Raw genomic sequence first — 15,647 nt, 5'->3', positions numbered from 1 at the left:
ACTACTTTTTTTCGGAAGTGGATGAAATAGTTGTGACATGTTTGTGAAATGTTGAGCAAACTACTACATACATAGTGTTAACCTCATATAAAACTCTTTATAATTAACCCTTTCTTTAATTGTATTTTTTTGGTATTCTTATATACGAGTCCTATTTTGTAATATAAGAACGATACCCATTGTAGAGCTGTAATACTCTTATCTCCTAATCTGTTATAGTTTTTATAACAGAGCAAAAAAGTGTACATACGTTGTACACTTTTTTTGTTACCACTATAAAACATCTCTTTTTCTATTTCCATCGTAAAATCCACCACGACTGTTTGTTAATGCAATTAATTGCTCTAATCCTTCTATATGATCACCAATAATTCGAAGGACAGCTGGAGGATGACCTATTTTTGCAAAATGTTCACTGGGACGAATACGGTTCATCTTATCAACATCGACACGACTTACACAAGCGATTTCAAAACCTGAAAGTACAGCTTTCACTTGTGCTACACAAGGTGACAATAATGATTTATACCCTATTTCCTTCAAACAAGTACGACTAAACGCATTAGGTACAGCAATAAGAGAGCCTACTCCTAAATCTTTTCTATCACAAGCTAAATTTAATGCATATTTAAATGCTGTTACAAGATGAAGTGGTACTCTCAAATCTAAATAATGATTTAAATCATTTAATGCGACATCAGTTCCATCTGCAATAGCTTTTGCAAAGGGATATAGCTCACTAGCTGGAATAACAAAATCACCGTCTATAAATAAAACAATTTCTCCTTTTGCAAAATAAGTTCCAAGCGAACGCCCCACATCGTTTCCAAGTGCTTCTTTATACAAAATTGTTGTTGCTCCCTTGTCTTTTGCAATTGTTGCCGTTTTATCGGACGAACCATTTACAACAACGATGATTTCAAAAGGTTCAATTTTGCGAAGCTCTTCTATAACGTTTCCGATTGTTTTCTCTTCATTTTGCACAGGAATAATTACCGATAATTGCTCTCCTTTATACAAATTAGATGTAACGCCCCATCCTTGATAAAAATCTTCAAAATTTAGAGTATGATAGACACTCTCTCTTTTCCTATTTCCATCATAATATCCTCCGCGCCCATCGCTGCCTAATATCCGCTCTGCTACAGCTTCTATATGATCACCTATCATTCGTTTTTCAGATTGAGAAAGATCCGTGCCATATGCAGCATGCTCGAATGGACGAAATTTATTTGGCGTAATAACGTCAATTGCACAATGACGACTAATTCTCCATTTACTTTGTGCTAGGCGTAGATGAGCCACAATAGGATTAACAAAACATTCGTCTCCAATACTTTGCACAACTTCCTTCGTCAGCGCATGAGGTACAGATAATAAAGAATCAATTTTTAATTCTTCACGCTCTAACATTGCATTTAATATTTGGCGCCATACTGTCACGGAGTGCGGTTTTTGTTTCTTTAAAAATAATGCGTCCAAATTATTTAAAACGATGTCCGCCTGATCATGTAAAATCGGATTAAGGAATAATTGTAATTTTGAAGTTTGAATAGCAAAATCTCCATCTACAAACAGTAATACATCACCTATCGCATGTTTTGCACCAACTGCGCGTCCAACGTCGTTACCAAGTGACTCTTTATGCTGGATTACTGTACATCCTAAGCTCTCAGCAATCGCTTCTGTACCATCATTACAACCATTTGCTACTACAATAATCTCTACTGGATTCAATGGTTTTACCGATTGAACCACATCTGAAATCGTATCCACTTCATTACATACGGGAATAATAACTGATAACGACTTAGCCATTGTTTTCTTCACGAAACCATTTAATAGTTTCTTTCAATCCTTGTTTCCACGTTACTTTCGCTTGAAACTGAACGAGTTCTCTTAATTTCGTTACGTCTGGTCTTCTATTTGGAATCTCTTCAAATCCATGTGGATATACTTCCTCAAATGGAACGTGCACAATTTTGGAAATAGACTTCGTTAATTTTTTTATATCTTCCGCTACTACCCTTATATTTTTTTCATTCTCAGAACCTATATTAATAATTTCACCATTTACCTTCTCATCCATTGCACGAATTGTTGCCTCGACCGCATCACTTACATACGTAAAGCAGCGTGTCTGCTTTCCATCTCCATACACGAGAATATCGTCACCTTGCAAAGCCGCACGAATAAATCGTGGAATTACTCCTGCGTACGGACCATCTTTCGCTCTTGGACCATAAATATTAAAATAACGAACAATCGTTACAGGTAAACCTTCTAATGCGTACCCTAAACATAATGTTTCCTCTAACGTTTTACAAATTGCATAACTCCAACGTATTTTGGAAGTTGCACCGTATAAACGATCTCCTTCTTCAGAGAATGGCGGCTCTCCCTTTCCATATACTTCAGAAGTAGATGCAAATACTACTTTCTTCTTCCCTTTTAACGCTGCTTGTAAAATATTTCTCGTTCCATCGAAATTTGTTTCAATAAGCTCTACACTTTTTTCCATTGTAGTTTTGACTCCCAAAATTGCAGCTAAATGAAACACCACATCATGTTGATTCACTAATTCATAAATTGAATTTTTATCTAAAACGCTTATTGGAATAACCCGGAGCTCTTTCATTAACTCATTATGATATTTATTTTTTCCTTTATAGAAGTTATCCACAATAGTAACTTCATAACCTCTTTTCACCAACTCTTCAGCTAAATGCGAACCAATAAATCCTGCTCCACCTGTAATTAAACATTTTTCACTCATACACTCACCTTCTTTACGATTCCACGTGTATCTATTAATCGCTCAATCCCTTTAAAAAGATTCCAATCGATACTAGAGTGATCCGTTACAATTAAAATACAATCTGATTGTTTAATTCTTTGTTCATCTAATGGAACAGATTGATATAGTGTATCTCCAATTTTCGCTGTAGAAATATACGGATCATGATATTCTATCTTGTATCCTTCTTTTATTAATAATTGAATAATTGGCAACGCCGGTGATTCTCTCAAATCATTTACATCTTTCTTATATGCAATCCCTACTATTAAAACCGTTGCGGGTGATTGCACCACACCTTTTACTTTCCCGATTATTTTCGCTGGCATTTCTTCATTAATTACATGTGCTGCCTCAATTAATTGACTAATTGCTCCAGCCTTTCTTATTCTCCATTGAAAATATAAAGGATCTACCGGAATACAGTGTCCTCCTATTCCTGGTCCTGGCCAATACGGAGTAAATCCAAACGGTTTTGTAGATGCCGCTTCAAGCACCTCATAAAAATTAATATTCAAATTTTCACAAAGTATATTTAACTCATTTACTAATGAAATATTAACTAAGCGCTGAATATTTTCAAATAGCTTACACATCTCGGCCACTTTCGGAGAGCTAACTGGAACGACTACATCAAATATAGTGCTATACAAATCCTGTAATTTTTGTTTACACTGCTCGGTTTGTCCACTAATAACTTTTGGAATTGTTTCAACTGAATACTGGCTATTCGCTGGATCAATTCGCTCTGGAGAATACCCAATATAATAATCTTCTCCTACCTTTTTACCTGTTTGAGAAATAATAGGAATGATAACTTCCTCCAGTGTACCTGGATATGTGGAGCTTTCAAAAATGAAGGTTTGTCCTTCTTGAAGGTGTTGTTGTATATAATGGGAGGCTGAAACGAGTGCACTTAAATCGGGTTCTTTATTCTCATTAATTGGCGTTGGCACAGTCACAATAACATACTCACTATTTTGGAACTCCGCAACACCTTTATCTGGTGTATTTACTATTAATTTTCTCTCGTTCAATAAATTTTGTAATACGTTAGAAGAAACATCAGGAATATAACTTTCTCCTTTAATTATTGATTCTATCTTCCTAGTATCTTTATCTAATCCAAGTACAGCATGTCCTCTTTCTGCAAAAAGGACCGCTAAAGGAAGGCCAACATATCCTAATCCAATAATGGTTACTTTACTACTAGCATTCATCTATATTCTCTTCTTCCCTTCTCAATTGTAGTATTATATCTCTATCCTTTTCTCCGTCTGTAAAACTCCCGCGCCCATTCGTATGTTGTAATAAATAAGCAATCGCCTCAAGCTGATCACCGAAAATACGATCGAATGCAGGAATTCTTCCATTTACAAACCCATGTTGCTCTGGACGTACTCGATTTGTTTTTATAACATCTACGAATTCCACTGCTGTAATAGAGCATTCTTCTAAAATAGCTTTCATTTGAGCTAATGGTGGAATGATAAGGGAATCATATCCAATTTTCTCTATTACCTTTTTATGCATAGCATGTGGCACTGCCGTTAATGAGTTGTTCCATAAATCTGGTCGTTTCGCTACCAAATTCACGAAATATTTCCCCATACTAATTGGATCTGCCGGGTGAAACATATCTAACAAACATTGCAAATCATTTAACGCCACATCATTTCCGTCTTCAATAGCATGCAAAAATGGAATTAGCTTTTTTGCCGGAATAGCAAAATCACCATCAACAAATAAACAAATATCTGCCGTAGCATGCATAGCCCCTATCGCTCGTGCTACATTATGTCCAAGTGCCTTCGCGAATTCAACTACAATAACATTCTCTAGCTTTGCTTGTTTAATTGTCTCGGCATCTGCTCCATTCGCAACAACTATAATTTCATCTACACCTGCCTTTTTCACTTCCTGTATGACAGATCTTATAGTCATTTTTTCTTCTGATACGGGTATAATAGCACTGTATTTCGCTTTTTCCTTTTGTAATAAAACTGGTTTATACTTCCCTATAAACTCTCTATCCCTGTTTCCCTCCGAAAAACCGCCACGTTTACCATATGTTTCGATTACGTATTGCAAAGCACACAAATGATCACCCATAATACGACTAGTCGCCTTCGGATAAGGAGAACCAGGTGATGTACCCGTATGCACAGGACGAACCTTATTCGTGTGAATTACATCGACCGAAGCCATATCGGCAATATCTACTCCTCTAGACATCGCCATCGCTTGAAATAGTGCTGGATCTGCTAAATTCCACCACCCAAGATTCTCAATAACATCCCGATTCATCGCATGTGGAATTGCGATTAAAGAACCAACAACAAGCTCTTTTTTATTCAAATAACGATTCAACATGAATTTTCCAACTGTCGTATAGTGTGGTCTCATCTTTAAATAAACAGACCATGTTAAATTATTCACAACAATTTGATGCCCTTGCTGAACTCCTTTCACGAAACGTTGTAGCTCTTTACTCTCAATAACGATGTCACCATCTAAAAACAATACAATTTCACCTTTTGCTTCTCTAGCTCCAATTGCCCTTCCTACATCATTACCAAGAGAATGTTTATAATAAATTACATGGCAACTATGCTGTAATGCGACTTCATTCGTTCCATCTGTCGATCCATTATCTACTACAATAATTTCATACGGCTTCAGCTTCTCCACTTCTACTAAAACTTGTGATAAAGTACTTGCTTCATTATGCGCTGGAATAACAACTGATATTCTCATACTTGTATCACTCTTACCCTTCCAAGCGAACATAAGCAATAATAGGAATACGCACAAGTACATCTTCAGGTGGTCCATAAGAAGGTGATGTACGAACACTTACTGCCCCATCCGTCACAGATAAAAGAATACCTGCAACAATTTCAACAGCTGTCACAACTTGCACTAATTCACCAACATGGTTACGCAATTCATCAGTAAATAACATATATAAGTCTCCTTTCTTACACTTCTTTCATTGATATAATACTTGTAAATGGTAATAAAACTTCAGTTCCTATTCCTTCTTGCAGCGTTAAGAAATCGTCACCAACTGCTACAATAACACCTGTTAACTGTCCAACTGTCACAGTAATTTCTACGTTTTTACCTAAATATTGCTTTGCAATTTCCTTAAAAGGTGATGTATTGCATTCTTTTAAAATGTTACAAATAATAGATTGAAATTGACTTGATTCTATAAACTCTTCCGTAGCTTGCTTAGAATTTCTTTGAATAAATCTCGCAAAGTTTTGTGAAAATAAAAGTCGTTCCACAGCAGGCAGTAACTTGTCATCTAAAAAATAGCCTAATTGTCTATTAAACAGTCTGGATAATTTATGCCAATATTTTCTGAACAGACACATATGCTTCTCCTCCTATTATTTTTAAAGTATAAAAATTTACATCCATACATCTTAATGTATACAAAACGGCTTTTTTTGTGATAGGTAAGACATACATTTTATAGAACATATTCATTATTTTTGTATTACATTAAGTAATAATTGTAGATATATTTCCTGAGCATGAAAAAAGACTATCCAAAAGGATAGCCTCTTACACTTCAATATTCCGCAACATCGTATAAATGTCGTTATTCACTTTACCAAATGATTTAATGTTATTTTGAATGTTAGATAATAAAACCACATATACACTACCATTTTTACTAAAACCATTTAAGCAATTCCAACCTGGCATTACACCGTGATTTGAATAGCTTCCTGGATCTACATACCAGCCAAATCCATAATCCTTTTTCACGGCTGTAAACATTTGATTATAACTCTCTTTTGAAATTAATTTTCCAGAAAAGAGTGCTTCATTAAATAAATATAAATCATGCGCGCTCGTATATATATCACCACAACCATATAGTTGTGACATGCTCGGAATATTAGGTGTTGTCATATTGTTATTCACTATTTTATAACCCGTTGATGGGAATCTTGTTTGTTCCAACGCTGTACCGAAACCAGATTGTTTCATACCCGCAGTCGCAAAAATATGTTGTTTTATATATTCTTCGAGCGACTGTCCACTTACCTTCTCAGCAATGTAAGCAAGTATAGAGTAGTTCGAATCGGAATACTTCCATTTCTCTCCTGGAATCCCGATACGCTTTTGATTTCCTATCCGCTTTATCAGTTCTTCACGAGAAATATCCTCTTTTCCCTGCTCATATTCCGGAATGCCTGATGTATGTGTTAATAGATGTTTTAACTGAATGCTATTACCTTGAGGAAAGTCTGGAATATACTTTGCAACTGTATCCTCTACTTGTAACTTATTTTGATCTTTGAGTTGCATAATAGCAGTCGCCACAAATGCTTTTGAAATAGAACCAATATAAAAGGTCGTTTCTGAATTATTCGCTACTTGCTTCTCTTTGTTCGCCATACCGTATCCTTTATTCAAAAGAACTTTTCCGTTCTTCACAATAACAGCTGTTCCACTAAATCCTGCGTTTTGTAAATATTGATCCAATTGAGCGTTTTCATTAATTTCTTGAGGCGGTCCTTCAGCAGGTTTCTCTATAGCTTGCGCTTGTTTCACTTGTTCTTCCTGCTCTTTTTGTTTTTGTGCTTCTTGCTTCTTTTTTTCTTCTTCTTTCTTTTTCAGCTCTTCTTGCTTCTTCATTTCTGCTGCTGCTTTTAAAGTTTCCTCTTTTTTATTATGCGCAACAATTTTTGTATACATGAAATATACAAGTGACAGTAGTAGGGCTAGAATGATTGTTCTTTTTATGTATACAATCGACCGATTTGCTTTCCCATTAACAGTATTTTTTTCCTGATCCATGATTACCTTTTTCCCCTTATTTACCGATAATTTAATTCATCTACACAAGACTTATTTCAAATCATTTCCGCAGATTATGGACACTCCATTTTATGTCATCACTACTGTATCACGCACCGAACATATTACCAACCTATATGTTCAAAAAAGAAAAAGAAAATTTATAAAAGTAAGATTCCCTTTAAAAAATTAACAAAAAAAGAGGATATCCTGTAAAAGACTGTTGTTATCAATCTTTTTGGATATCCTCTTATCTAACTATTTACACGTGTTTTTTCATATCATCGGCAACAGATTCAACATTTGTACCTACGATAACTTGTACACTTGTGTTACTTAATTTCATAACGCCTTTTGCACCTGCGCGTTTTAATGCCGCTTCGTTTACTTGACTAGCATCTTTCACTTGTAAGCGTAGACGTGTTGCACAGTTATCAATAACTGTTAAGTTGTCTTTTCCGCCTAAAGCCGCTACGTAAGTTTCACCAATTGAACCTGCAACTGGTGCCTCACTATCTTCAACTAACTCATCATCATCATCTTCACGACCTGGAGTTTTCAAGTCAAACTTCTTAATTAAGAAGTAGAATACTACAAAGTAAATTACTGCATAAATTAAACCTATTCCCGCTAGCAATACTGGTTTTGTTGCAATACCAAAGTTTAAGAAGTAATCAATTGCACCGGCACTAAATGTGAAACCATCGTGAATGCCAAGCGATGTTGTTACAAATAAAGAAATACCTGTTAACACGGCATGAATACCATATAATACTGGTGATAAGAACATAAATGAGAATTCAATCGGTTCTGTAATACCAGTTAAGAATGAAGTTAATGCTAGACCACCTAACATACCTGTAACCATTTTACGTTTTTCTGGTTTAGCAGCTGCAATCATTGCGAAACATGCTGCTGGTAAACCGAACATCATAACTGGGAAGAAACCAGTCATAAACATACCCGCTGTTTTATCCCCTGCAAGGAAGCGAGCGATATCACCATTTACAACATTACCTGCTGCATTTGTAAAGTCACCAAATACGAACCAGAAGTATGTGTTCATTACATGGTGTAAACCAATTGGGATTAATAGACGGTTTAATAAACCAAATAGACCTGAACCAACTGCACCTAAATTAACAATTCCATGAGCTAATGCATCGATACCATTTTGAATTGCTGGCCAAATTTGCGCGAATAGAATTCCTAATATTAGCATCACAACCGATGTAACAATCGGAACGAAACGTTTTCCAGCAAAGAAACCTAACCATTCTGGAAGTTTAATTTTATGGAATTTATTATAAAGTAATCCTGCTATAACACCGACAATAATACCACCTAAAACTTTCATATCCACTTTAGTCGATAATTCGGCTGCCTTAGATACTTGTGTCATTGTATCTGCAAGCTTAGATGGATCTACATTTGCGCTATTACCTATTAAATCTTGAACTTTACCTAATTTATCTTGTAATTCTGCAGTAGAATATCCTTTACTAAGTGCATCAATACTATTTTTCATAACTAGATAACCAATTGCACCTGCAAGACCTGCTGCACCACTACCATCAACTGAAAGACCAATTGCAATACCAATTGCAAAAATAAGTGCTAAATTATCAAAAACCGCTGCGCCGGCCTGTGCCATAACAGGAATATCAAATACATCTGGTTGCCCTAAACGAAGCAATAATCCTGCTGCTGGTAGTACGGCGATTGGAAGCATTAACGCTTTACCAATACGTTGTAAAAACTGCAACATTTTAATTCCCCCTATCAAATTTATGAAATCGTTATCATTATAAGTACGCTTTAGAAAACGCTTTCTATTTACATAACCATAATAACATATAGTTGTATAGATGTGTAGTTTTTATTTTCGAACTTTTTATGGATAAATTTCCTATTTCCAAACTGTTATATAAAAGGAAATTTCTCCTTGCTAGCTACACAATATACAGACAAAAAAAACTTATTATAGCACAAATAACTTTCGTTTTATCATTCCACTTTTTCATGTTATTATTTATTTCCGAGCATATCGGGAAAAGTAAACTTAGTTAATTCGAAATAGGAGCGTTGGTACTATGCAGTGCATTGAAACAAACAACTTACAGCAGTTGTTAGAACAAGTAAAACCATATACGAAAAAAGGAAAACTTGCTACTTATATCCCCGAACTAGGAAATGCAAATCCAAATGATCTAGGGATTGCCATTTTCCATAAAGAAACAGAATATATCCATGCTGGTAACTCACAAACACTATTTACTCTTCAAAGTATTTCTAAAGTAATTACACTTGCTCTTGCCCTTTTAGACCGTGGTGAAGAATATGTATTTTCTAAAGTTGGAATGGAACCAACTGGTGACCCATTTAATTCTATTATTAAGCTTGAAACAACAAGTTCTTCCAAGCCTCTTAATCCAATGATTAATGCGGGTGCATTAGCTATTACAAGTATGCTAGCTGGTAATGATAACGAGGTGAAGATGGAACGCATTCTTCAATTTGTGCGTGATATAACAGACAATCCTACTATTAGTTATTCTTCTAAAGTTGCCACTTCTGAATTAGAAACAGCTTACTTAAACCGTTCACTTTGTTACTATATGAAACAAAATGGCATCATCGATAACGATATTGAAGAACTTATGGATTTATATACGCGTCAATGTGCAATTGAGGTTAACTGTATCGACCTAGCACGTATTGGTTTAATCTTTGCAATGGATGGATATGATCCTTATAAAAAGAAACAGATCATCCCTAAACATATTACGAAAATTTGTAAAACATTTATGGTTACTTGCGGGATGTATAATGAATCTGGTGAATTTGCAATTCGTGTTGGAATCCCTGCAAAAAGTGGTGTAGCGGGCGGCATTTTCGGCTGCGTAAAAGGCGAAATGGGAATCGGTATTTTCGGACCAGCTTTAGATGCAAACGGAAATAGTATCGCTGGTTTTAAAATTCTTGAATTACTTTCTGCCCAAGAAGGTTGGAGTATGTTTTAATTTAGAAGTTATCCTGCTATATTGGCAGGATTTTTTATTTCACAAAAAATCCGTTCTACTAGGCATCAACACAATTCAAAAAAACAGTAATAAAAGTTCTCTTTATTATGCATATTTGCTCCCCCCTCCTGAATAATATAGTACAACCTAGCGCTGTATGTGGAGGTGTAAAAGATGAAACTCATATTTCAAATGGAGAAACAACCTGTTCTCGAAAAAACAATTCTTCTTTTTATATTGAGTATTGTAGAAAGTTTGAAACTAAAAGTTGTTTCACTCGATGAATCTCACCGATACATATTCAATTTAGAAGTGCTTGAACTATTAATGGATCGGAACATCGATGATCAAGTATTAGAACTTATTCATTTCGGAATGGGACTTGAAGACATTTACCATGTACTTCCCGAAGAACTTGAGCATAGTATTGAAGAACTGAAATGGCTTTGTATTCAAGTTTTAAGTGAGTACAGTATGCATGATGAAGAATGTGCACAACTAATTGAAGATATACGCTAAAAAGCACCTATACAGGTGCTTTTACTTTTTTAAACCTTTTTACACCAAAGATTTGTATAATACTTACAATCTTTCATTACCGTGAAAAGATTTCACGTCGATATATGCAATTTTTTAGTGTATTTCCAAGGAAATACTCGAATACTGTTTTCCCTATCCTTCTTACAACAATTGATCAATTCCAATAAGAATTAATAACACACCTGCAATTATAGTTGCCCATTTCCCTAAGTATTCAGCTAAAAATCTTTTACCAACATACGTAAAACCACTAATACAAATAAAACTAAAAACTCCAGAAATACATGCCGTAAGCCAAAGATTTAAATTTGTTACTCCAGCATCAAATCCACCTGCAATATTGTTTATGGACAATGCAACTCCTAAAACAATTGCTTCAGAAAAACTAATTGTTTTAGAACCATCAAAATCTGCTTTTTCTGGATCACGTAAAACCCCCATAAGTACACTACTATCTTTAGATTCTACGGTATCTTTTTGACTCAAGAAAGGCTGACATAAAATAAACACCCCGATTATTCCTAAAACGATTGCTCCAATAATGTTTGCTGTGAACTCTGAAATAAATAATGCGATCCAATTCCCAAAAAATCCAGCTAGTAAAGTAAATAAAAATCCAAAAAATGCGATGATAAAATTGTTAAGACACGAAATTCGAATTTTACGAATGCCATATGCAATCCCAACACCTGCATTATCTAAATTAGACGCAATCCCGATTAAAAAAATTGAAAATAAACCTGCCGTACTCATCGTACAGTCACCCCTTTTCTCACTTTTCGTTGCATATTATGAAAATGTTGAGCAACTGTGCCTGTCTGTTTCATATACTTGTAATAAATGCTCAACATTTTTTCAACGATAGACAATAGAAAAGGAGTGCCTACATTATGCCCAATGAAAATCCAAATGAGCGGCTCGGTAAATTAATAAAGAAACTGTTAAAGGAGCGCGCTCTATCTATGCGCCAACTAGGAACACTTACAAATATTGATCCTGCAACAATTTCAAGAATAATTAATGGCAAACAACAACCGAAGCAAAACCATTTACAAAAATTCGCAAACTGTCTACAAGTTCCACCGCAATTATTACTTGATGAAATGTACCCTAACTCTCCACACATAAATAAGGAAAAAGCAGATATGTACACATCTCTCGATACAATTCAACAAACATTACAATCCTCTAACCTATTCGACTTCGAATACACAACAACTCGTGTAAAACAAGAACTTGAAAATTACGAGCGCTATGCTCAAACTACTGAAGGCGAAAAACGTATTCACGAGAGTTTCAAAAGTAAAATAGAACAAATTGATAGTGCTGGTCCTTTCATTGAGCAATTAACAAATATGTACCAACAATTTTGTACAGAAACCATTTCAACCGAAGAGCGTGCAATTATTGGGGGTGCCTTACTATATTTCATTTTATCAACAGACATTATCCCCGATTATCTTTTTCCAATCGGCTATTTAGATGATGCGATTGCCGTTGAATTAGCTAAAGAGAAATTAATTGAAATAAAACGAAAAACATAGAAAAATAAATAACTATTTCAGTTGTTTATGTTCAACTCTGAAATAGTTCACTAAAAAAGCGTACAAGTACATACCTGTACAATTTCAATATACTAATCTATTTTTTGTATGACACCATTCATATATGAACGCTGTTATTACTTTTGTAAATTCAATTAACTGCTCAACTTCAACTTTCTCATTTATTGAATGAGCTTCTTCTAATGTACCTGGTCCGTAAATAACAGCTGGAATGTTAAACTCACTAAACCATCCGCCATCAGTTACCGTTGCTGACATATCTAAAATTGCATTTTTAGATAAAATAGATTCATGTACTGAACTTAGCGTTTTGACAGCAACATGTTCGCTATCTACTTCTAAAGAAGGAAAAATTTCGCCACGATCCACAATCATTGATTCTCCGCCCCACTTAAATTGTGGTGGGTTCTCTCTTAACCATGGATCTGCTGCTGCCACTTTTCCTAAATACTCTTCTATTTCTTCTATTATTTGTTCATGCGTTTCATTTGGATAAAAATGTACGGTTATCCACAATCGGCACTCATCCGCAATAAATGCCGCATGACGTCCTCCTTCAATAACAGCTGGATTAATTGTTGTTGTTCCAGATGGATAGCCTTCATATGTTTTCATGACTGCCCAATGACGCTCTAATTCTTGTAAGCTTTGGACAATCTTCATCATTTTCTCAATCGCACTCGCTCCAAATAGACGTCCTCCAGCATGGATCATTTGTCTACGTGTTGCATCATGAAACGTTTGTGGGCTTTTCACTGTAATCCATCCAGTAATTACGCCGCCCTGCCCTTGCATATGTAAATTACTTGTATCAACTACTACTGCAAAATCAGCATCGTAACCACGTTTACAGCATTGAAGTGTCCCTGCTTCTCCTACTTCTTCGCCAATTACCGATTGAAAAATTAAATCCCCAGGTAATTCAATCCCCGCTTCTTCTAAAAGTTGAATAGCAAACAAGGCTCCAGCTAGTCCACCTTTCATATCTGCCGCACCTCTCCCAACTAACCAACCATCTTTTATAAACGGCTCAAACGGATTTGTTTCCCACGGTTCGTCCTTTGATACTTCTGCAACATCTATATGTCCATTAATAATGAGACTTTTATGTGACTCACTTGCTGTCCCTTTTTTCACTCCAACAACATTCGGATCATTCGGATATACATCCCACTTATCAATACTAAAATTTCGTTTTTTTAGAAACTCTGCAACAAATTCTTGCGCCTCATTTGTATTTCTTGCTGGTGGTGCTGGTGTTTCAAAGCGAATTAAAGCTTTTGTAAGTTCTAGTAGCTCGTCTTTTCGTAAATCAATCTGTTCTAATAGCTGTGAAACTTCTTGATTCATTGCTAATTCCCCTTTGCATACATAGTATGTTTCCAGCTTTATTTTTACAAAAAAAGAGACTGTTTACAATTCTACAGTCTCTAAATTCCTTGTTATTATAAATTCAATTTCAACTATAAACTTTCTAATTCTGTTGTATTCATCTTTTCGATATGTTCTATTTTACTTTTCTTACTTCTTGTAGCACGGTAAAACAGTAAACAAACGATCATAAATGGAATACCACAATATAATGCCATTCTTTGTTCTGGAATAAAAGCCATAGCTACAATTACTGTTAAATTTAATACTAAAGCAAGAATTGGAACAAATGGATACAGTGGTGTTTTAAATTTCAAATCCTTAATATCTCCCCCTTGCTTCACGTATGTCCTTCTAGCTAATAGGTTAGATAAAGCAATAGATGCCCAAACTAATATCGCTCCAAACCCAGCAATAGAAAGAAGCCATAAATAAACTGTATCTTCCGCATAAATACCTGATAGTAATGAGAGACACCCTACAAACGTACTTACAATCAATGCATAAATAGGAACACCGTTTTTAGATAACTTACCAAAAATCGGGCTAATCATTCCTTGATTAGACATAGACCATAGCATACGGGAAGTTGCATATAATCCTGAATTCGCAACTGATAGTACAGCTGTAATAATAACGAAATTTATAATATCAGCCGCATAAGGAATACCAATTTTATCAAATACAACTACAAATGGACTTTCTATCACTCCTGCTTGCTGCCAAGGAAATAGTCCCGCAAGAATAAAAATAGATAGTACAAAGAAAATAAGTATGCGCCAAACTGTATTATTAATTGCCTTCGGGATAGTTTTCTCTGGATTTTCACTCTCACCAGCTGCAATACCAACTAGTTCTGTTCCTTGGAAGGAAAAATTAACTGCAATCATCGTAATTAAAATGGCTGATAATCCATTTGGGAACAATCCACCATAATCAGTAAAGCTAGAAAACATCGGCGCTGGTTCATTTCCTTTCATATCTAGAAAACCAAACATTGCTGCCCCGCCCAAAATGATAAATGCAATAATTGTAATTACTTTAATACTTGCAAACCAGAATTCAACCTCCGCAAAACTTCTTGAAGATAACGCATTAATAACAAAGAGCAATACGGCAAACACTACGCACCAAATCCATGATGATACATCTGGAAACCAACGTTTCATTAATATACTAACTGCAATTAATTCAATGCCTATCGTAGCCGTCCAGTTTAGCCACGACATCCATCCCACTACATAACCCGCTGCAGGTGAAATATGTTTTGTAGCATATGTTTGATACGATCCTGCATCAGGCATCGCAACCGCTAACTCTCCAAGACAGAGCATCGTTAAATACATAACAAATCCACCGACAAGATACGCTACAATCGCTCCTCCAGGTCCAGCTTCATGAATTGTATAACTGGATCCTAAAAAAAGCCCAGTACCAATAACCCCTCCGAGTGCAATCATAAATATGTGCCGACTTTTCAATTCTCTTTTTAATCCCTGGTTTTGATCCATCATATAAATCCCCCCTTTT

15 protein-coding genes are annotated in these 15,647 nt (G+C 35.4%); 3 read left to right on the top strand and 12 right to left on the bottom strand.

Annotated features, from left to right (window positions below; genetic code table 11):
• Window positions 1-83: 83 nt before the first annotated feature.
• From QCI77_RS02565 to nagE, 9 genes are all read right to left on the bottom strand, one after another.
• Complete coding sequence (locus tag QCI77_RS02565) at window positions 84-302, bottom strand: hypothetical protein (protein ID WP_088031338.1); 219 nt, start codon at window positions 300-302, stop codon at window positions 84-86.
• A complete protein-coding gene (locus tag QCI77_RS02560; RefSeq protein WP_113770736.1) occupies window positions 274-1,818 on the bottom strand; it encodes a glycosyltransferase family 2 protein in 1,545 nt (514 codons plus the stop codon). Before QCI77_RS02560 ends, QCI77_RS02565 begins: the two co-directional genes overlap by 29 nt.
• Window positions 1,811-2,776, bottom strand: a complete 966-nt coding sequence (locus QCI77_RS02555) for an NAD-dependent epimerase/dehydratase family protein (RefSeq protein ID WP_113770737.1) — start codon at window positions 2,774-2,776, stop codon at window positions 1,811-1,813. Before QCI77_RS02555 ends, QCI77_RS02560 begins: the two co-directional genes overlap by 8 nt.
• Window positions 2,773-4,017, bottom strand: coding sequence for a nucleotide sugar dehydrogenase (locus tag QCI77_RS02550; RefSeq protein WP_353824472.1), 1,245 nt, complete (start codon window positions 4,015-4,017; stop codon window positions 2,773-2,775). The genes QCI77_RS02555 and QCI77_RS02550 overlap by 4 nt, the downstream gene beginning before the upstream one ends.
• Window positions 4,007-5,554 (bottom strand): glycosyltransferase family 2 protein, encoded by a 1,548-nt coding sequence (locus tag QCI77_RS02545; RefSeq protein ID WP_113770739.1) that lies wholly within the window; start codon window positions 5,552-5,554, stop codon window positions 4,007-4,009. Before QCI77_RS02545 ends, QCI77_RS02550 begins: the two co-directional genes overlap by 11 nt.
• A 13-nt stretch (window positions 5,555-5,567) precedes the next feature.
• Window positions 5,568-5,762 (bottom strand): LSm family protein, encoded by a 195-nt coding sequence (locus QCI77_RS02540; RefSeq protein WP_002029614.1) that lies wholly within the window; start codon window positions 5,760-5,762, stop codon window positions 5,568-5,570.
• Window positions 5,763-5,778: 16 nt separating this feature from the next.
• Entirely contained in the window at window positions 5,779-6,180 is a 402-nt protein-coding gene (locus tag QCI77_RS02535) for an LSm family protein (RefSeq protein ID WP_016103463.1), read from the bottom strand.
• Window positions 6,181-6,373: 193 nt separating this feature from the next.
• A complete protein-coding gene (locus QCI77_RS02530) occupies window positions 6,374-7,618 on the bottom strand; it encodes a serine hydrolase domain-containing protein (RefSeq protein ID WP_353824470.1) in 1,245 nt (414 codons plus the stop codon).
• Window positions 7,619-7,880: 262 nt separating this feature from the next.
• Complete coding sequence (gene nagE, locus QCI77_RS02525) at window positions 7,881-9,386, bottom strand: N-acetylglucosamine-specific PTS transporter subunit IIBC (RefSeq protein ID WP_113770741.1); 1,506 nt, start codon at window positions 9,384-9,386, stop codon at window positions 7,881-7,883.
• A 325-nt stretch (window positions 9,387-9,711) separates the two neighbouring features.
• Here nagE and glsA point away from each other — a divergent pair, with 325 nt between their 5' ends.
• Window positions 9,712-10,641 (top strand): glutaminase A, encoded by a 930-nt coding sequence (gene glsA / locus QCI77_RS02520; protein WP_353824469.1) that lies wholly within the window; start codon window positions 9,712-9,714, stop codon window positions 10,639-10,641.
• Window positions 10,642-10,815: 174 nt separating this feature from the next.
• Window positions 10,816-11,160, top strand: coding sequence for a DUF3969 family protein (locus QCI77_RS02515; RefSeq protein ID WP_002125038.1), 345 nt, complete (start codon window positions 10,816-10,818; stop codon window positions 11,158-11,160).
• A gap of 162 nt (window positions 11,161-11,322) precedes the next feature.
• Here the strand turns inward: QCI77_RS02515 and ytaF are convergent, their stop codons facing one another.
• Window positions 11,323-11,934 (bottom strand): sporulation membrane protein YtaF, encoded by a 612-nt coding sequence (gene ytaF, locus QCI77_RS02510; protein ID WP_353824468.1) that lies wholly within the window; start codon window positions 11,932-11,934, stop codon window positions 11,323-11,325.
• A 137-nt stretch (window positions 11,935-12,071) separates the two neighbouring features.
• Here ytaF and QCI77_RS02505 point away from each other — a divergent pair, with 137 nt between their 5' ends.
• Window positions 12,072-12,725, top strand: coding sequence for a helix-turn-helix domain-containing protein (locus tag QCI77_RS02505; protein ID WP_002169221.1), 654 nt, complete (start codon window positions 12,072-12,074; stop codon window positions 12,723-12,725).
• Window positions 12,726-12,809: 84 nt separating this feature from the next.
• On the opposite strand, the gene QCI77_RS02500 is transcribed toward QCI77_RS02505, so the two are convergent.
• On the bottom strand, window positions 12,810-14,096 hold the full coding sequence (locus tag QCI77_RS02500; protein ID WP_113770743.1) for an acetylornithine deacetylase: 1,287 nt from the start codon (window positions 14,094-14,096) through the stop codon (window positions 12,810-12,812).
• Between the two features lie 113 nt (window positions 14,097-14,209).
• A complete protein-coding gene (locus QCI77_RS02495) occupies window positions 14,210-15,631 on the bottom strand; it encodes an amino acid permease (RefSeq protein WP_002139532.1) in 1,422 nt (473 codons plus the stop codon).
• Window positions 15,632-15,647: the final 16 nt, after the last annotated feature.

Origin of the sequence: Bacillus cereus group sp. MG9, from assembly GCF_040459995.1 — a bacterium.
In the GTDB taxonomy this organism is placed as follows: domain Bacteria; phylum Bacillota; class Bacilli; order Bacillales; family Bacillaceae_G; genus Bacillus_A; species Bacillus_A mycoides.
The sequence above is the reverse complement of the archived record's forward strand: the minus strand, read 5'-3'. Positions and strand labels throughout refer to the sequence as shown.